This is a genomic window from Burkholderia sp. GbtcB21, from assembly GCF_019091065.1.
Classification (GTDB): domain Bacteria; phylum Pseudomonadota; class Gammaproteobacteria; order Burkholderiales; family Burkholderiaceae; genus Burkholderia; species Burkholderia pyrrocinia_C.
Genome location: NZ_JAGXKA010000010.1, coordinates 160,899 through 179,813, shown reverse-complemented (window position 1 = coordinate 179,813; position 18,915 = coordinate 160,899). Strand labels below are relative to the sequence as shown.

The window sequence follows — 18,915 nt, the reverse complement described above, 5'->3', positions numbered from 1 at the left end:
CCGCCGCCGCTGGCATGCATGTTGCGTTTTCTCGAACGCAACCCGGTATCACAAGAACGTATGGAGACACTCTTGTCCACGATTGAATCGGTTCTTCACGAAACCCGCCAGTTTGCGCCGCCCGCGGCGCTCGAGCAGGCGGCGGCCATTTCCGGCATGCCGGCCTATCGCGCGCTCGTCGCCGAGGCCGAGCGCGATTACGAAGGCTTCTGGGCGCGTCTCGCGCGCGAGGGCCTCGCGTGGCACAAGCCGTTCACCAAGGTGCTCGACGAGAGCAACGCGCCGTTCTACAAGTGGTTCGACGACGGCGAGCTGAACGCGTCGTACAACTGCCTCGACCGCCACGTCGAAGCCGGCAACGGCGAGCGCGTCGCGGTGATCTTCGAGGCCGACGACGGCACCGTCACGCGCGTCACCTATGCCGATCTGCTGGCGCGCGTGTCGCGCTTCGCGAATGCGCTGAAAAAACGCGGGATAGGCAAGGGCGATCGCGTCGTCATCTATATCCCGATGTCGATCGAAGGCATCGTCGCGATGCAGGCCTGCGCACGCATCGGCGCGACCCACTCGGTCGTGTTCGGCGGCTTCTCCGCGAAATCGCTGAACGAACGGCTCGTCGACGTCGGCGCGGTCGCGCTCGTCACCGCCGACGAGCAGGCGCGCGGCGGCAAGACGCTGCCGCTCAAGAGCATTGCCGACGAGGCGATCGCGATGGGCGGCTGTGAAGCGATGAAGAGCGTGATCGTCTATCGCCGCACCGGCGGCAAGATCGACTGGCAGGCGGGCCGCGACCTGTGGATGCATGAGATCGTGGACGGCGAAGCCGACCGCTGCGAGCCGGAATGGGTCGGCGCCGAGCATCCGCTGTTCATCCTGTATACGTCGGGCTCGACCGGCAAGCCGAAGGGCGTGCAGCACAGCACCGGCGGCTACCTGCTGTGGGCCGCGCAGACGATGAAGTGGACCTTCGACTGGAAACCGACCGACGTGTTCTGGTGCACGGCCGACATCGGTTGGGTCACCGGCCACACGTACATCACGTACGGCCCGCTCGCATGTGGCGGCACGCAGGTCGTGTTCGAAGGCGTGCCGACCTACCCGGACGCCGGGCGCTTCTGGAAGATGATCGGCGACCACAGGGTCAGCGTGTTCTACACCGCGCCGACCGCGATCCGTTCGCTGATCAAGGCGGCCGACGCCGATGACAAGGTGCATCCGAAGAGCTATGACCTGTCGAGCCTGCGCATCATCGGCACGGTCGGCGAGCCGATCAATCCGGAAGCGTGGATGTGGTACCACAAGCACGTCGGCCAGGAGCGCTGCCCGATCGTCGATACGTGGTGGCAGACCGAGACGGGCGGCCACATGATCACGCCGCTGCCGGGCGCGACGCCGACCGTGCCCGGTTCGTGCACGCTGCCGCTGCCGGGCATCATGGCGGCCGTCGTCGACGAGACGGGCCAGGACGTGCCGAACGGGCAAGGCGGCATCCTCGTCGTCAAGCGCCCGTGGCCCGCGATGATCCGCACGATCTGGGGCGACCCGGAGCGTTTCAAGAAGAGTTATTACCCCGAGGAGCTCGGTGGCACGCTCTATCTGGCCGGCGACGGCACCGTGCGCGACAAGGACACCGGCTACTTCACGATCATGGGCCGGATCGACGACGTGCTGAACGTGTCGGGCCACCGGCTCGGCACGATGGAGATCGAGTCGGCGCTGGTGTCGCACGAGCTCGTTGCCGAGGCGGCCGTGGTCGGCCGCCCGGACGATACGACGGGCGAGGCGGTCGTTGCATTCGTGGTGCTGAAGCGTTCGCGTCCGGAAGGCGAGGAAGCGGCGGCGCTCGCGAAGACGCTGCGCGACTGGGTCGGCAAGCAGATCGGGCCGATCGCGAAGCCGAAGGACATCCGCTTCGGCGACAACCTGCCGAAGACACGCTCGGGCAAGATCATGCGGCGCCTGCTGCGCTCGCTCGCGAAGGGCGAGGCAATCACGCAGGACACGTCCACGCTCGAGAACCCGGCCATCCTCGACCAACTGAACCGTTCGATGTAACACCGCCCGCTCCGGCGGGCACTCCGCTTCACCGCGGCGCCGAAGCGCAGTCGCGTGCCCGCTCTCCACGCCGGGCAAGCGGCCGCATTCTGGTGCAGCACGAGCACCGCCGTGCGTTCCCCGACAGCACGGCAGACAGGCGGCATGCATCGATTCCGCCGTCGCGTTATTGATTAGTCGTACGTATTACAAAACTTGACAAAAACGGAGACAGACGATGAAGAGCAGGACATGGACGATTTGCGCGGCGCTGCTCGGCGCGGCGGCAAGCACGAACGGCTTCGCGCAGAGCAGCGTCACGCTGTACGGCGACCTCGACGCGGCGTTGCTTTACACGAGCCGATCGCTCAACTCGGCGACCGGCGCCAACGCCGGCCGCCAGTTCGCGCTGACCGACACGGGCATGACGCCGACCAACTTCGGCATGACGGGAACCGAGGATCTCGGCGGCGGGCTGCACGCGAAGTTCAAGCTGGAGAGCGGCTTCAACATCACGGACGGCGCGTTCGGCCATTCGAACGGCAACTTCTTCGGCCGCCAGGCGTGGGTCGGGCTCGGCGGCGACTTCGGCGAGACGAAGGTCGGCCTGCAGTTCTCGCCGTTCGTGCTCGCGGTGCTGGGCTCGGACCCCCGCAATATCTCGCACTTCGGCGCCGCACTGATCCCGTACGTCGACAACGTGCTCGTCACCGGCCTCTTCAACCCGAACGCAATTTCGTACACGAGCCCGACGATCGGCGGGCTGACGGGCAGCGCGATGTTCGGATTCGGCGGCAAGGCCGGGGACTTCCAGGCGGGACGCCAGTATTCCGGCAGCCTCACCTATACGAACGGCGGCTTCATGCTCAACGCGGCGCTCTACGACGGCAACGGCGGCACGTCGCCGACGCCGGTGTCGAGCACGGTCGCGTTCGTCGGCCGCACGATCGGCACCGCGTATACGTTCGGGCCCGTGACCGGCAAGGCGTCGTTCACGAGCTACAAGGTCGCCGGCTCGTTCAGCAACAACGTGTATAGCGCCGGCCTCGACTATCGCGTCACGCCGGCCCTCGACCTGAACACCGGCGCGTGGTACACGACCGATCGCAACGATTCGCACAATCATTCGCTGCTCGCCGCGGTCGGCGCCGATTACAGCCTGTCGAAGCGAACCGGCCTTTACGCGCAAGTCGGCGTCGTCAACAACCACGGCGCGATGAATACGGGCCTCGGCATCACGGGCGGCGCGTTGTTCGGATTGCCCGGCACGACGGTCGGCGCCAACGTCGGCATCCACCACGTGTTCTGACGCGGCCCATCCGGACGGGCGATCGGCATTCGCTCGTCCGGCTCCCGAGTCAGAAGACGGCCGCCGCAAAGACGGGGAACGCGCGGCGCCGGCCCGCCGATTTCCGAACCTGACGTTTACCCGACCTCAAGTCGGCGGCCACGCTGCCGTCAAGTCAGGTGCGCACACCCAGCATCCGTCACCGATCGGGAATGCGCGCCCTCTAGGAGACCCAGCAACGTGAACCTCTTCGGAATCGGCCGCGGCCACCGTTCGTCGCGCGCGCTCGTCGGCGACATCGCCGAGCAGGCCGGCAAGCTCGGCATCGAGATCTGCGACGTCTCGGGCCATGTCGAGGAAGTCGCCGCCCGCGTCGCCAGGCAGGCGGAGGTCTGCCACACGCTGCGTGAATCGGCCGCCGTCACGCTGCGCGGCAACCACCGGATCGCCGAGGCCGCGCAGCAGGTGCGCGCCGTCAGCGCCAATGCGTCGAGCGCGGTCCAGAAGTCGCAACAGACGATCGAGGCATCGCTCGCCGACATCCACGGCCTCGTCGAGGGCGTCACCTCGATCGGCAGCCAGATGGGTGCGCTGCGCGACGCGCTCGATCACGTGCGGGCCGTGTCCGAGGAGATCTCCGTCATCGCCCGCCAGACCCACCTGCTCGCGCTGAACGCCGCGATCGAGGCCGCGCGCGCCGGCGAGTCGGGCCGCAGCTTCGCGGTCGTCGCGGCCGAGGTCAAGAACCTGTCCGCGAAAACCGGGCAGGCGACGGCCCAGATCGAGACGACCCTCGCGCGCCTGGCCGAGCAGACCGAACACCTGATCGCGGAAGGAACCGACAACGCCGCGCGCGCCCATCGCGTCCGCGAGGGCACGCGCACGATCGGCGAGGTCGTGCACACGACAGGGCACGCGATCACCGAGCTCGCCGGCGAAGCCGAACAGATCGCGTCGCTGACGGACGAGATCGAGACGCAGTGCCACCGTCTCGAGGAACAGGTTGGCGAAATGGCGACCGGCGTCGAGGATTCGAGCGACAACTTCTCGCAGGCCAAGGACCGGCTCGGCAACCTGCTCTCCGTCTCCGAGACGCTCATCGAACTCACGGCCGCGACCGGCATCGAATCGCCCGACACACGTTTCATCGACACCGCGCGGAACACGGCCGCGGCGATCAGCAAGCTGTTCGACGATGCGGTCGCGCGCGGCGATATCGCGCTCGACGCGCTGTTCGATTCGAACTACGTGCCGATTCCCGGCACTGACCCGCAGCAGTTCATGACGCGCTTCACGGCCTTCACCGATCGCGTGCTGCCTGCCATCCAGGAGCCGGTGCTCGAAATCGACGAACGCATCGTCTATTGCGCCAGCTTCGACCGGCAGTGCTACCTGCCGACCCACAACCGGAAGTTCTCGCTGCCCCAGCGCGCAGACGCCGCGTGGAACGCGGCGAACTGCCGGAACCGCCGGATCTACACGGACCGGACGGCGCGCACCTCCGTGTCGCATACCAAGCCGTTCCTGCTGCAGACCTATCGGCGCGACATGGGCAACGGCAACTTCGCGTTGATGAAGGACGTCTCCGCGCCCATCGTTGTCGGCGGACGGCAATGGGGTGTCCTGAGGATCGGCTACAGCGCATGAATCGACGCTAGCGGGCCGCCCGCGCAGCGCACGGAGCGCCGGCCCGGACGGATCGCACCAGCGACCGCCCGCTCCGGCGCCCCGGCCCGCTTCACCGCGTTCGTCTGCCGCATGGGCGAGATCGCCGCGATCGATGTCGTCGCGCGCCCCTACTGCTCGAGCCCGACCGCCAGCGGCCGCTGATCGCTGCGCCCGTGATCGTCGACCACCCGCACCGCATAGCTGCCGGCCGTGCGCGGCTGCCAGAACAGCGCGTCGCCCGGCACGCTGCGGCCGACATACGCATCGTTGACGAACCAGTACAGCGCATGCGCGCTCGCATCGGCCGTCGCGTTGAATGCGATACGCGTATCGTCCGCGCTCTTCACGCGCATCGCATAAGTACTGCCGCGCAGCGGCGACGTGATGCGCGGCGGGTCGCCGTCCACTTGCCCCGCATCGCGGCAGTCCGCATTCTGCGGCGGCCGCCGGCGCGGAATGCCGGCCTGCACGAACACCTGCTGCAAATCCGACGGCCAGAACTCGAAGATCTCCGTATGCGTACGCTTGCCGTCGTACGGCGGGCATGCGGCCTTCCCCGTCGCATCGTCGATCACGACGGGCCGGTGCACGGTGCTCACGCGGATCGGCGACGTGCCCGGAATGAACCACGTCCAGCCCTGTTGCGGGCACCATTCGTTCGGCAAGTCGCCGCTCGCAAGGCAGATCCGCACGCGCTTCAGGTGCGGCGGCACCGCGCGCGGCGGCTCGACGAGCGTGCGCTCGGCATTCAACGCATCGACGACCTGGAAGAACAGCGGCGCGGCCGCATCGACGCCGACGAAGGCCGTGTTGGTCGAGTTGTCGAAATTGCCGACCCACACGACCAGCACATACGGGCCGAACACGCCGGCCGTCCACGCATCGCGGAACGACCATGACGTGCCGGTCTTCCAGTAGACGGGCACGCCCGACGGCTGTGCGCCGCTCGTCTCGTCGGGGCGCAGATGCTGGCGCAGCATGTCCATCGTCATGTAGCTCGCCTCCGCGCTCAGCAGGCGCCGGCCGGGCGCGGCCGGTTGGTCCGCGCGCAGCCGCAGCGGCCGGAACTCGCCGCGATTCGCGAGCATCGCGTAGAGCGCCGCGAGATCCTGCATCGTCACTTCGCCGCCGCCGAGCACGAGCGCGAGCCCGTAGTGCTGCGCGCTCGCGAGCCGGCGCACGCCGGCTTCCTGCAGGAAGCCGTACAAATCGGGCGACTTGAGCTGCGACGCGACCCACACGGCCGGCACGTTGCGGCTGCGGTTCAGCGCATCGGTCGCGGTGATCGGCCCGAGGAAATGGCCATCGAAATTCTCCGGCGCATACGGGCCGAACGCGGTCGGCACGTCGCGCAGCACGGTCTGCGGATGCAGCACGCCCTGGTCGAAACCGAGCGCATAGATGAACGGCTTGAGCGTCGAGCCCGGCGAGCGCCGCGCGAGCGTGCCGTTCACCTGCCCGTCGATCGTGCGATCGAAGAAGTTCGCGGAGCCGACCAGCGCCTTCACGCCCATGTCGCGCGTATCGACGAGCAGTGCGGCTGCGTTGCGCACGCCGCGCGAGTCGTTGCGAGCGACGTAGCGCGCGATCTGCCGTTCGAGCGTGCGCTGCAGATCGAGATCGAGCGTCGTCACGAGCCGCGCGCCGGCGTCGTTCGTGTCGTCGGCGTTGCCCGATGTCGTGCGCCACGCGCTGCGCACGGCGAGCGCCTGGTCGACCGCGTGCGGCGCATCGAACGGCAGCGCCGACAGCGGCCGCATCGCGAGCGGCAACGCGAACAGCGGCTTGAGCGACGCATCGCGCGGGTGCTTCGTCAGCCAGCGTGCGTACAGCCGGTTGCGCGACGCGGCCAGCGCGCGGTTGATCTCGTCCTGCCCGCCGCGCACGCGTCGCGCCGGGTCCTGCGGAATCACCGCGAGCGCAAGCGACTCGGGCAGCGTCAGCGCGTCGGGCATCCGGTCGAAATAGACGACGCTCGCGGTGCCCGCGCCTTCGACGTTGCGGCCGTATGGCGCATCGTTCAGATAGGCTTCGAGGATCTGCCGCTTCGAGTAGAAAAGTTCGAGCTGCACCGCGCGCGCGACCTGCTCGAGCTTGCCGGCCGGCGTGCGCGTGTTCAGCCGCCACAGCGAGCGCGCTAGCTGCATCGTCAGTGTCGAGCCGCCCTGCGGATTGCCGCCGCGCACGTACGTGATCCACGCGCCGCGCGCGAGCCCGTACGGGTTGAAGCCCGGATGCCACCGGAACCAGCGGTCCTCGTGCAGCATCACGGCTTCGACGAGCTGCGGCGACATCAGGTCGAGCGGCACCCACAGCCGGTAGCGGTCGTCCTTCGCGAGCGTCAGGCGCAGCAGCCGGCCGTGCGCGTCGACCACCGCGACCGACGACGGCTTCCAGTCGCGCAGCGGCGGATGCGGCCACAATCGACACGCGGCCAGCGCGCCGAACACGAGCAGCGCGCCGGCGATCCAGTTCTGCCAGCGATGCAGCCAGCGACCGGCGCCGTGCAGCGCGCGCCGAAGCACGGATGCGTCAGCCACGCGCGGGCACTCCGGCCGCCCGGCACGGCCAATGCAAGCGCACCGTCATCGCACGCGCTCCACCGTCAGCGCCGCGCCGCCCGGCGCCTGCGCCTGCACGCGGCGGTCGTACATCGACTCGCCATACGCGGGCGGAGCGACGAAGCGGCCCGCGTTGCTCGCCTTGATCCGGTAGACGAACTCGCGCACGTCGGTCGTCGCGGTGCCGTAGATCACCACGCGATCCTCGCGCACGTCCGCGAACTGCGGCTGCCACGTCGAACCCGTCACGCCGATCGGCGAGCGCCACGGCGCATCGGCCGCAGGCGCCGACGCGCCGCCATCGCCATTGCCGTCCTGCGCGTCGTTCGCCGGCGGCGGCGCGATCACCGGGTCGAAGCCGCCGGGCAGCAAATCGACGATCGCGATATTGCCGACGTTCGCCGAGCCCGTCGCGCGGATCTTCAGGTGCACGTCGATCTCCTGGCCGAGCGTGATCCTGGCGAGCGGCTTGCCGTTCGTGTCGGTGTAGTCGCGCACGATCTCGAGCCCGTTCTTGATCGCCTTCGTCGACGTGCCGCGGTCGTAGCCCGACTGGCTCGCGACCCACCACGCGGGCAGTGCGCTGCCGTTCACGAAGTCGACGCGCGACGCGCCGGCCGCCCACGTACCCGAGCGCACGAGGTTCGCCTGGATCGACGACACGTCCTTCGGCGCGGCGCCCCCGCGCGCCTCGTTGATCGCGAGCTGATCGAGCTGGCCCGCGTTCGACGCCGCATACGCATCGAGCGCGAGGATCGTCATCGCCGACGACAGCGTGTTGTAGCGGTTGTCGACCAGCGGCGCGGCGATGTTGTCCATCGCACGCGGCGACAGCTTGCGCACGCGCTCCGGGAAGTGCTTCGCGAGCAGGTACAGCACGCTCGCGTCGCGCGTCAGCGGATCGATGTAGTAGCCGGTCGCGTAACCGCCGTCGGAAGCACGCTTGCGTTCGAGCAGCGCCTGCGGGCCTGCGATCAGCGCGGCGGCCTCCTTGTCCTGCTTCAGCAGTTGATACGACGCGGCGAGCCATGCGGCCGCGAGATCGTTCTTCCAGTCGTTCGGATACGCATCCTGCAGACGCTTCTGCACGGCCGCGAGGCTGTTTGTCGTCACGTTGCCCTGGCGCGTCAGCAGGTACACCGCGTACGCGCGCTGCCGCAGCAGGTCGAGCGAGCCGAGCGAATCGTTCGCTGCGAGCTTCTGCAAATACTGGTTGCCCGCGTCGAGCATGTCCTTCGGCACGGCCGTGCCGCGTTCGCGCGCGTCGAGCAGCACGTGCATCGCGTACGCGGACACGAACGGATCGGCATCCGGCGTCGCACTCCACAGGCCGAAACCGCCCTGCGCGTTCTGCCGGCTGCGCAGCACGCCGAGGAACTGCACGATCGCGCTCGCATTCGCCGCGTCGGCGCCGGCTTCGGGCGCGTGCATCGCGCTCGTCAGCGCACGCACCGACAACCACTTCGACGCGAACACGCGCGGCACGATCGAACTCACCATCTGCTCGCTGCAGGTGTGGTCGAAGTTGACGAGATACGACGACAACCCTTCGGACAGCACGAGCGGCGCGGTCGAGATGCTCGCGTCGCGCGATGCATACGCGTCGTACATCGGCCGCAGGTTCGGCACGCTCGCCTTCTTGCCCGGGTCGAGCCGCGCGATGTCGAGCTGCGTGCGGAACGCGGCGGCCGGCCGCACCGACACGTCGACGCGCTGCTGCGCGCCCTTCGCGCCGTAGCGCGCGCCGAACGACAGCATGCCCGAGCCGAGCGTGTCGGTCGCCTTCACGCGGAACAGCGCGACGCCCTCGTGCTGCGGCGCGAGCGCGACGTTCTGCGTCGCCGGCCCGATCACCTGCAACTGCGGGCCCGTCTTCAGCGTGACCGCGACCGGCACCGGCTGGCTGCCGACGCCCGTCAGGTTGTTCGCGACGCCGACGCTGACGTCGGCCTCGTCGCCCGGTGCGAGCGTCGTCGGCACGTTCGGCGACAGCACGAAATCGCCGCGCACCGTCGTCGCGCCTTCGAACGTGCCGACCAGGTCCGGCGACACCGATACGGCCATCACACGCAGCTTCCCGTTGAAGTAATCGGGCACCGTGTAGCTCAAACGAGTGTCCCCGTTCACGTCGACGATCCCCGACCAGTAGGCGACCGGCTTGTCGCGCTTGCGCTTGAACGGGTTCAACTGGCGGCCGATCGCGTCGTCGGCGTCGCCGCCGGGTGCGGCCATCGCCATCAGCTTCTCGAAGTCCGGCAGGATCAGGTCGAGGATCTGCGACGTGCCGACTTCGAGCATCCGCTTGCGGAAGAAGAACTTCAGCGGATCGCCGAGCTTGTAGCGCGCGACCTGCAGGATGCCTTCGTCGACCGCGAACACGACGACCTTCGCGGGCTTCGCCGAATGCACGGTGAAGGTGGCGGTTTCGCCCGGTTTCACGAGCGCCGGCGCGTCGACGGTGAGCGCATTGCGGCGCGCGTCGAGGTTCACCGAGAACGGCACGACGCCGTAGCTCAGCGGGCTCATGAAGATCTCGTCCGACGACGGATCGCGGATGTACTGCACGTTGATGTAGCCGTTGCCTTCGAAGCCGGCCGGCACCGTGATGTGCTGGATCGAGCTCGTCGTGTCCGCATGGAACCATGCGTGCGCATACACCTTGTCGCGCTCGATCGTGATCAGGCCGCTGCCCGCGTAAGGCGCGCGGATCGCGATCTCGACCTGCTCGCCCGGCTTGTAGTCGTGCTTCGCGAGGCTTACCTGCAGCTCGGCGTTGCGGTCGAGCGAACGCGTGACGTTCGCGTCGCCCGCCACCGAATACTCGATCCGGTTCACCGCGGTGCCGTCCGCGCGGCGGATCACGAGCGCATAGCTGCCCGGCTTGTCGGTGCGCAGCGCGAAGTCGAGCCCGGCCGCCGGAATCGTCAGCGGCTTCTCGTCGACCGGCACTTCCTTCAGCCGCGAATCGTATTTGTACGCGCCGGAATCCTGCTTGGTCAGCACCGACACGTAGCGTTCCTCGACGAGCTGCGCGCGCAGGTCCTTCACGTCGATCGCCTTCGCGCCCGGGTCGATCGCGACGAGCCGCACCGTGCGCGGGCTGCCGCGCTTCACGTAGCCGAGATCGTCGACCGACTTGTAGCCGACGAGCCAGTCGTTGTTCGACACGAGCGTCTGCGCGTTCGCGGCGACGTTGCGCCCGCCTTCCGCTTCATACGCCTTCGCCTGGAAGTAGAGCTGATAGGTCGCGTCCGCGTACTTGTCGAGATCGAGGTCGAATTCGGCATGGCCGTGGTCGTCGGTCGTGCCGTCCTGCAGCGTCGTCGTATAGCCTTCCTTCGCGCGGCGCGCATCGAAGAAGTGGTAGCCCTGCCAGCTGCGGAACGACGGCCATACCGGGCGCAGCGTCAGCGTCGCCGCGACGCGGCGTTTCTCGGCCGGCGTGCCGAACAGGTTCTGCGCATCGACGATGCCCTTCAGCCCCTTCGGCTTCACCCACCCTTCGACGACCTGCTGCGACAGCTTCGCGTCGACCTTCATCCGGTCGGGCAGGAATTCCTTCACCTGCACCGTCGTGCTGCCGATCGGTTCGGCGCCCGGCTGGCCATCCTTCACGATGTACAGGTTGACCGTCCACGTGCCGGTCGGCGACGTTTCGGCCGTCGTATAACCGAGCTCGGTGAAACCCGTCGCATCGACGGTCACCGGCTTGCGCTCGACGGTGATCCCGCGCGGATCGACGATCTCCGCCTGCAGCGGCACGCCGGCCGGGCTGCGCGCCCAGCTCGCCGCGCGCACGATCAGGCCGATGTGGAACGGATCGCCGGGCCGGTACAGGCCGCGATCCGAGAACAGGTACGCGGACAGCTGCCCCTGCCCCGTCGCGTTACGTTCGCCGTCGACGTCGAAGCGCGAGAAATCGAGCTGGCGATCGCGGCCGGCCACCGGCAGGAACGACAGGTCGCCGTCCTTCTTCACGACATACAGTTGCGGACGCTTCTCGCGGTCGAGCCCCTTGAACGCGGGGAAATGCACGACGCCGTCGGCGCTGGTGGTCTGCGAGAACAGCGTCTGGCCGTTCACCGCGAGCACCGACACGGTTGCGCCCGCAACCGGGCGGCCGTTGCGGATCGACTGGACGAACACGTCCTGGCTGCCGTCCAGCCCGCGCTTGACCAGCATCCCGAGATCGGTCACGACGATCAGGCGCGTGTCGCCGAGCGCGTTGTCGCTGTCGTCGCCGTTGCCGTTGCTGTCGCCCGAATCGGCGTTGTCGGACTGATCCTGACTGCCGTCGCCCGACGATGCATCGTTATCCTTCGCATCGTCGGCTTTCTTCTTTTCGGCCGCCGGGTCGTATTTCGACAGGTGCAGCAGGAACACGCCGCGCTTGCCGCCCTTCAGGTACTGGCCGAGATCGACGCCTTCGTAATGCGCCTTGCCGGGGTCGCCGGCCGGGAACGCGCGCTTCTGCACGAAGCGCTCGACGATGTGATCCTCGCTGAACGAATACGACAGCTCGGGCCGCGCGTACGTGCCGTTGTTGAAGCTCACCAGATGCTGGAGCTGGTCGGGCACCACGCGGCCGATCTCGACCTTCATCCCCGGCAGGTTGCGCGACACGACCGACAGCCGCTTGCTGCCGCTCATCGACAGCAGCGAGCCGTCGGCCATGAAGCGCAGCAGCTTCGGATAGTCGGGCACCGTGAACGCGGTCGTCACCGGTGCGCCGAGCAGATAGCCGCCAGCCGATTTCAGGTCGCCTTCGAAACGCACGACGATGCGGTCTCCCGGCGTCGCGTGATACTTGAAGCTTTGCAGCGTCGCGAAGTCGTTCTCGGTCGGCACCGCTGCGAGCGGCAGCGGCTTCGACTGCTTCAGCACCGCGTCGCTGACGTCGGCCACGGTCCATTCGTACGGCGGATCGTCGTCGGACTGATCGACGCCCGGCTTGCGCTTCGGCAGCACCCACGCCTTCGCGCGCGCGGCGAGATCGGTGCTGCGCACGCCGTCGGACGTTTCCGCGACGAGCACCTGCTCGGGCTCGTAACGCTCGTTGTCGACGAGCGTCGGCGCGACATTGCCGATGGTCAGACTGTAGAGCCCCGGCACGCCGACCGACGCGTGCAGCACGGCCGGCGTGCCGTCGCCGCCGCGCGCGCTCTTCACGCCCTTGTCGACGTCGAGCCGCACCAACAGCGGATCGCGCGGAATCTCGAGCGGCTGCGAATAGACCCACGCGCTCGTCTTCGTCTTGTCGTAGTTGACCGTGTAGCGCAGCGGCGACACGGTCTTGCCGTCGCGGCCGACCAGCACGACGCCGATGCGCTTCTCGAGCTCGGCCGGATCGACCGGATAGTTGAAGCGCAGCTGCAGCAGCGCCTGCTTCTCCGCCGGATTGTCGGGGTTCTGGTAGAACCGGTTGTCGCCCGACTGCACGGTGAAGGCCGGCAGGTCGAATGCGAAATGGTCGTCCTGCATCACCACCTGCGGCGCAAACACCTGGCGCACCGCGAAGCGCACCTCGACGTGCGCGCCGACCGGCCAGTCGGCCGCCGGCGTGAAGCGCAGCGTCTTGTCGTCGGCCCACTCCCAAGCGCCCTTCAGCGCGGGCGTCATCTCGATGCCCTGCCCCGCCGGCTTGCCGACCAGCTCGATCGGCGCGGCCGATCGGGAGAACGCCACTTCGAGCGGATGCACGGTGATCTTCGGCTTGTCGCCGTCGTCGACCTCGTAGGTCGTGATCGCCGGCGCCTTCACGGTAAAGCCGACGGTTTCGGGCTCGGGCGGCTTCGGGCGATGCTTGAACCAGTACCCGCCGTAGCCGAGCGCGGCCGCGAGCAGCACGATGCCGCCGGCATGCCACGGGCGGCGGCGCACGGCTGCGGCGGTGATGCCCGCCCACGCGGGCGCCGTCCACGACACGTCGCCGACCAGCGGCCGCAGCACGCGGCCGAGAAGGCGCCCGACGAAGCCCGCCGCGCGAATCGGCAGGAGCAGCAGGAAACGCAGCAAATCCATTTTGTTATTTCCTTGTCAAGGACGTGCTGCCGGCTGCGGCGACGTACCCCGAGATTTATTGGTCTGTGACGGCGCGGCCCTGGTTGCGCCGTAAAGCTTGGAATGTTTTGTTCGACCGGATGCTGGCCGACATTATGGGTCAGAGCCGAAACGATGGAAATATCGGTGTGTCGGCGTGCAACGCAGGCGAATGACCGGCCGGCCGGGTAGCCACTCCGCCCGCCCCCCGATCTCTACACGCACTCGCGCCGCGTTCGCTAGAATGCGCGGCTCGACGTGGTTCGTATCGAATTGAAAGGAAATCGCTTGAAACTCCCGTTCGAATGGCAGATCGGGCTGCGCTATGCGCGCGGCGGCCGACGCTCGGCCGGCGACGGCTTCGTGTCGTTCATTGCCGGCGCCGCGATGGCCGGCATCGCGCTCGGCGTCGCCGCGCTGATCGTCGTGCTGTCGGTGATGAACGGTTTTCGCACCGAGGTGCGCGACCGGATGCTGTCGGTGCTCGCGCATGTGGAAATCTTCTCGCCGTCCGGCGCGCTGCCCGACTGGCGGCTCACCGCGCACGAATCGCTGCGGAACCCGGCCGTGCGTGCCGTCGCGCCCTATGTCGACGCGCAGGCGCTGCTGACGAATGCGGGCAGCGTGACGGGCGTCGCGCTGCGCGGCATCGATCCGGTGCTCGAGCCGCGCGTGTCCGAGATCGCGCGCAAGCTGAAGACCGGGCGCCTCGACGCGCTCGTGCCCGGCGAGATGGGCATCGTGCTCGGCGCCGCGCTGGCCGACGCGCTGCACGTGAAGATCGGCGACCGCATCACGTTCTTCGCGCCCGGCAACAGCGCGCGCATCGGCGACGCGCTGCCGCGGTTCCGGCAGTTCAACGTGGTCGGCACGTTCGAGTCGGGCCACTATCAATACGACAGTGCGCTTGCGTACATCCACATCAGCGATGCGCGGAAGCTGTTCAACGTGTCCGCGCCGACCGGCATCCGGTTGCGTCTCGACGATCTGCAGCGCGCGCCGGACATCGCGCTGGCGCTGTCGCGCACGCTGTCGGGCGATCTTTATATCCGCGACTGGACGCGGCAAAACCGTACGTGGTTCGAAGCCGAGCGGCTGCAGAAACGCATGCTGTCGCTGATCCTGATGCTGATCGTCGCGGTCGCCGCGTTCAATCTCGTATCGTCGCTGGTGATGACCGTCACGCAGAAGCAGGGCGACATCGCGATCCTGCGCACGCTCGGCGCGCCGCCCGGGTCGATCACGAAGATCTTCGCGATCCAGGGGATGACGATCGGCCTCGCCGGCACGCTGGCGGGCGTCGCGCTCGGCTGCGCGATCGCGGTCAGCATCCCGTGGGTGCTGCCGGCGATCGAGCAGCTGCTCGGCATCCGCTTCCTGACGCCGTCCGTGTATTTCCTCAGTTCGCTGCCGTCGAAGCTCGCGGCGATCGACGTGATCGAGATCGCCGCGGCCGCGTTCCTGATGTCGTGCGTCGCGACGCTGTACCCGAGCTGGCGTGCCGCGCGGGTCCGGCCGGCCGAAGCTTTGCGCGACGAATAGGCTCGGCGTCCGACGCGAGCGTTACGCGATGTCGTGGAAACCGACGCTGTTGCCGTCGTCCGGCGTGACCGGAATCGTCACGCCCCTCTCTCTTTTCAGGCTGTTTTTGATTGTTTACGGATCGACTCCAGCGAAGCTGACGCCGACGCCGCACGGATCGGCGACCGCACGCCGCGAACGCATCGAAACTTTGTTTGACTAAACCTAAAAAAGTTTGACACCGAGATTTCACTGAGATAAGTTTGCGCAAGCTTCCGGAAAGAAATCCGGCCAGCCATGCCGACACGCGTCGCGCTTTCCTGCCGTTGCAGCACCGTCGTTCGCAACACCCCCGCCTCATCGCATCGTGCCGTTCCGTTTCATCTGAAACCTGAAGGAAGGTCGGGCATGCCCGCATTTGATTCGCACTCCTGCATTCGTATCACGCGGCCGATTTCGCTTCGGCCGCGCGGCCCGAACCGGCCGCCGCGCTGACGCTTTCCGGTCGGGGCGATGCAGTCGCCCCGACGCTCGCCGGTTTGCGCGCCGCATCACGCGCGCCGACACCGGCCGTGACATCCGGGCGTCTCGCCCGGCGCTTTCGAAGGTGCAGTTCCGCTTCATCCGATGCAGCACCCGGCCAGGCCGCAGGGGGCATATCGCGGACCGGCCGGTTCCGGACAATCGCAAACAAGAATGAGGTCGCTAATGAACTTTCATCGAACCGGATTGCGGCGCGCATGGCTTCCCGCGCTCGTTGCGGCCGCGACGCTCGCCGCGTGCGGCGGCGACGACGGCGGCAGCGTGGTGGGTGCATCTGCGCTCGCGCAAGGCCAACAGGAGGGGGCCGCCGCATCGGCGGCCGATACGCAGTCGCTGGCGTCGCGCATTTCGCCGTCCGGCGTCCCGTACGCCAACCCGGCCAGCGGCGGGCGCTACCGGCCCGTGATCGCGAACGGCCAGGTGCAGCCGTCGCTGTCGGGCGGCACGATCGAGGAGAACGCGTGGGTCGACACGCCGGTCGATTCCGACGGCGACGGCACGCGCGACCGCATCCACGTGCGCATCGTGCGCCCGGCCGAAACCGCGAACGGCGCACGCACGCCCGTCATCGTGCTCGCGAGCCCGTACTACGCAGGGCTCGCCGACAGCCCGAACCACGACGTCGACGTCGAGCTCGACGGCACGCCGCATCCGGCCGCGAGCGCCTCCGCGTCGGCATCGACGTCCGCGCACATCATGGCTGCCGCGCCGCAGACGCGGATGCTGCAGCAGCTCGAAGCGGCCGCCGCCGGGCGCTCGTGGATCGAAGGCTACTTCGTGCCGCGCGGCTTCACGATCGTCTATGCCGATTCGCTCGGCACCGCCGGCTCGGACGGCTGCCCGACGATCCTGACGCGCGACGAATCGGTCGCGATGGCGTCGGTGATCCGCTGGCTCGGCCGCGACGCGACCGCGAAGGACGCGAGCGGCAAGACGGTCGTCGCGAACTGGTCGACGGGTCACGTCGGCATGTACGGCGTGTCGTACGACGGCACGCTGCCGAAGATGGTCGCGAGCCTGCGCACGCGCGGGCTCGATGCGATCGTGCCGGTCGCCGGGTTGTCGAACATGTACGGCTATTACCGCTCGGGCGGGCTCGTGCGCGCGCCGGAAGGCTATCAGGGCGAAGACGTCGACGTGTATATCAAGGCGCTGCTGACGAACGCGCATCCGGAGCGCTGCACGCACCTGATCGACGAAGCGTTGCAGAAGGAAAACCGCACGACCGGCGACTATTCGCCGTTCTGGGCCGCACGCGACATCCCGACCGCGTTCGCGACCGCGCCGGCACTCGTCGCGCAAGGGCTGACCGACGACAACGTGCGCGTCGACCAGTCGACGTCGTGGTATCTCGCGATGCGGCGCCAGGGCGTGCCGACGCAGCTGTGGCTGCACCGCCTGAAACACACCGATCCGACGCGCGTGCCGGCGATGGCCGATGCGTGGACCGCGGAGGTGAACCGGTGGTTTACGCGCTACCTGATCGGCTTCGACAATGGCGTCGAACACGATCCGCGCGCGGTGATCGAGCAGGCGGACGGCAAGCTGCTGAAGGAGGCCGACTGGGCCGCGCGCCATGCGACGCCGGTTTCGTATTTCGCGGGCGGCGACGGCGCGAGTACCGGCACGCTGCTGCGGATGCCGACCGGCGGCCCGCTCGCACGCTTCACCGACGATGCGCGCATTACCGCGCTCACGCTGGCGAATGCGCCGACCGGCGAAAACCGCAGCCGCTTCGAGACCGCGCCGTTCACGGCCGCCACGCGGCTTTCCGGCACCGCGACGGCCCGTGTCAAGCTGACCTTCACGGGCGTGGCCAACGTGACCGCGCTGCTGGTCGACCGCGCACCGGACGGCACGGCGACGATCGTCACGCGCGCATGGACCGACCCGCGCAACCGGCTGTCCGACTGGCTGTCGGAACCCGTGCTGCCGGGGATGCCGTACGACCTGAAGCTGACGTTCATGCCGCGCGACTACAAGCTCGAAGCCGGCCACCGGCTGGGGCTCGTCGTGCTGTCCAGCGACAACGAGGCGACGCTGCGGCCGACGCCGGGCACCGGCCTGACGCTCGATCCGGCCGGCACGTCGGTGACGGTGCCTCTGGTTTCGGCTTCGTCGTAAGCGGGCGCGCATGACGCAAAGCGGACGGCGACCGATGTCTTTTCGACGTCGGTCGCCGTCCGCACTGTTTTTATCTCCGGAAACCCGACTCAAACGGGCGTCAGCACCGGCTGCCCCGCGAAATGCCGCGCGGCGTTGTCGAGAAACTGCTGCACCGAACGATCGAGCGCCTCGGGCGACCAGCCGCCCATGTGCGGCGTCAGCACGACGCTGTCGAGATCGATCAGCGCGCGCGGCGGCTCCGGTTCCCCTTCATACACGTCGAGCCCCGCGCCCGCGATGCGCCCTTCGCGCAGCGCGTCTGCCAAAGCAGCGGTATCGACAACGCTGCCGCGCGATACGTTGACGACAAAACCGCCGGGGCCGAGCGCATCGAGCACCGCGCGGTCGATCATGTGCCGCGTGCCCGCGCCGCCCGGCGTCGCGACGATCAGGAAATCGGCCCACTGCGCGAGCGCGTCGAGCCGGTCGAAATAGCGGTAAGGAACGTCCTTCACGGAACGGTTGTGATAACCGATCTCGATGTCGAAGCCGGCCGCGCGGCGTGCGCACTTCTCGCCGATCTTGCCGAGCCCGACGATGCCGAGCTTCTTGCCCGACACGTTCGGCGGCATCGGCAGCCCCTCGCGCCATACGCCCGCGCGGGTTTTCGCATCGAGCCGCACGACGCCGCGCACCGCCGCGAGCAGCAGCGCGAACGCGTGATCGGCGACGCAATCGTCGTTGGTGCCGGCGCCCGTCACGACCGTGATGCCACGCGCCTTCGCATGCGCGACGTCGATATGCTCGTAGCCGGCGCCGAGCGCGCTGACGAACGTGAGTTGTGGAAGACGATCGATGTCGGCAGCGGCCAGACCCGTGCTGCCGTTGGTCAGCACCGCGCGAATCGTGCCGCCGTGTTCGGCGATCGCGCGTTCGCGTTCTTCGGCGGTCGGGGCGTAGCGCACGTCGAACGACGCGGCGATCTCGCGATGCGCGTCGCCGCGCAATGCGATGAGGACCAGCAGCTCGGGCTTCATGTCAGCAAGTGTCCACAGGCGGGAACGGATTTCAGTGTATCAAGCCCGCATGACGGATGCGGGTTATCCCCACACGGGCTGTGGGCACGCCGCCGTACGCGGTTTGCCAAAGCCGGCT

General features: G+C 68.2%; 9 protein-coding genes. 6 read left to right on the top strand and 3 right to left on the bottom strand.

The features are described 5' to 3' along the window. Positions 1-72: 72 nt before the first annotated feature. The 3 genes from acs to KVT39_RS22500 all read left to right on the top strand — a co-directional run bounded on the left by acs (position 73) and on the right by KVT39_RS22500 (position 4,969). On the top strand, positions 73-2,055 hold the full coding sequence (acs, locus tag KVT39_RS22510; RefSeq protein ID WP_217590233.1) for an acetate--CoA ligase: 1,983 nt from the start codon (positions 73-75) through the stop codon (positions 2,053-2,055). 217 nt (positions 2,056-2,272) lie between these two features. Continuing rightward, on the top strand, positions 2,273-3,343 hold the full coding sequence (locus KVT39_RS22505; protein WP_034180795.1) for a porin: 1,071 nt from the start codon (positions 2,273-2,275) through the stop codon (positions 3,341-3,343). A 219-nt stretch (positions 3,344-3,562) separates the two neighbouring features. Further along, the gene (locus KVT39_RS22500; RefSeq protein WP_034180796.1) at positions 3,563-4,969 is read left to right on the top strand and encodes a methyl-accepting chemotaxis protein; all 1,407 of its coding nucleotides are present in this window, start codon (positions 3,563-3,565) and stop codon (positions 4,967-4,969) included. Between the two features lie 149 nt (positions 4,970-5,118). Here KVT39_RS22500 and pbpC read toward each other — a convergent pair whose 3' ends face one another. Further along, entirely contained in the window at positions 5,119-7,530 is a 2,412-nt protein-coding gene (pbpC, locus tag KVT39_RS22495; protein ID WP_217590232.1) for a penicillin-binding protein 1C, read from the bottom strand. Between the two features lie 45 nt (positions 7,531-7,575). Beyond that, entirely contained in the window at positions 7,576-13,572 is a 5,997-nt protein-coding gene (locus KVT39_RS22490; RefSeq protein ID WP_217590231.1) for an MG2 domain-containing protein, read from the bottom strand. Positions 13,573-13,878: 306 nt separating this feature from the next. Between KVT39_RS22490 and KVT39_RS22485 the strand changes: the two genes are divergently transcribed. The 3 genes from KVT39_RS22485 to KVT39_RS22475 all read left to right on the top strand — a co-directional run bounded on the left by KVT39_RS22485 (position 13,879) and on the right by KVT39_RS22475 (position 17,778). Beyond that, positions 13,879-15,132: a lipoprotein-releasing ABC transporter permease subunit gene (locus KVT39_RS22485; protein ID WP_034180799.1), complete on the top strand. Its 1,254-nt coding sequence runs from the start codon at positions 13,879-13,881 to the stop codon at positions 15,130-15,132. Between the two features lie 28 nt (positions 15,133-15,160). After that, positions 15,161-15,334, top strand: a complete 174-nt coding sequence (locus KVT39_RS22480; protein ID WP_175750170.1) for a hypothetical protein — start codon at positions 15,161-15,163, stop codon at positions 15,332-15,334. Positions 15,335-15,819: 485 nt separating this feature from the next. Beyond that, complete coding sequence (locus tag KVT39_RS22475; protein ID WP_217590230.1) at positions 15,820-17,778, top strand: Xaa-Pro dipeptidyl-peptidase; 1,959 nt, start codon at positions 15,820-15,822, stop codon at positions 17,776-17,778. Positions 17,779-17,867: 89 nt separating this feature from the next. Here the strand turns inward: KVT39_RS22475 and KVT39_RS22470 are convergent, their stop codons facing one another. Beyond that, positions 17,868-18,797, bottom strand: a complete 930-nt coding sequence (locus KVT39_RS22470; protein WP_217590229.1) for a 2-hydroxyacid dehydrogenase — start codon at positions 18,795-18,797, stop codon at positions 17,868-17,870. Positions 18,798-18,915 lie beyond the last annotated feature (118 nt).

Coding starts and splice junctions, on each gene's coding strand:
- KVT39_RS22505 (WP_034180795.1), top strand. CDS start 2,273: ATGAAGAGCAGGACATGGACGATTTGCGCGGCGCTGCTCGGCGCGGCG.
- KVT39_RS22490 (WP_217590231.1), bottom strand. CDS start 13,572: ATGGATTTGCTGCGTTTCCTGCTGCTCCTGCCGATTCGCGCGGCGGGC.
- KVT39_RS22480 (WP_175750170.1), top strand. CDS start 15,161: ATGTCGTGGAAACCGACGCTGTTGCCGTCGTCCGGCGTGACCGGAATC.
- KVT39_RS22475 (WP_217590230.1), top strand. CDS start 15,820: ATGAACTTTCATCGAACCGGATTGCGGCGCGCATGGCTTCCCGCGCTC.
- KVT39_RS22470 (WP_217590229.1), bottom strand. CDS start 18,797: ATGAAGCCCGAGCTGCTGGTCCTCATCGCATTGCGCGGCGACGCGCAT.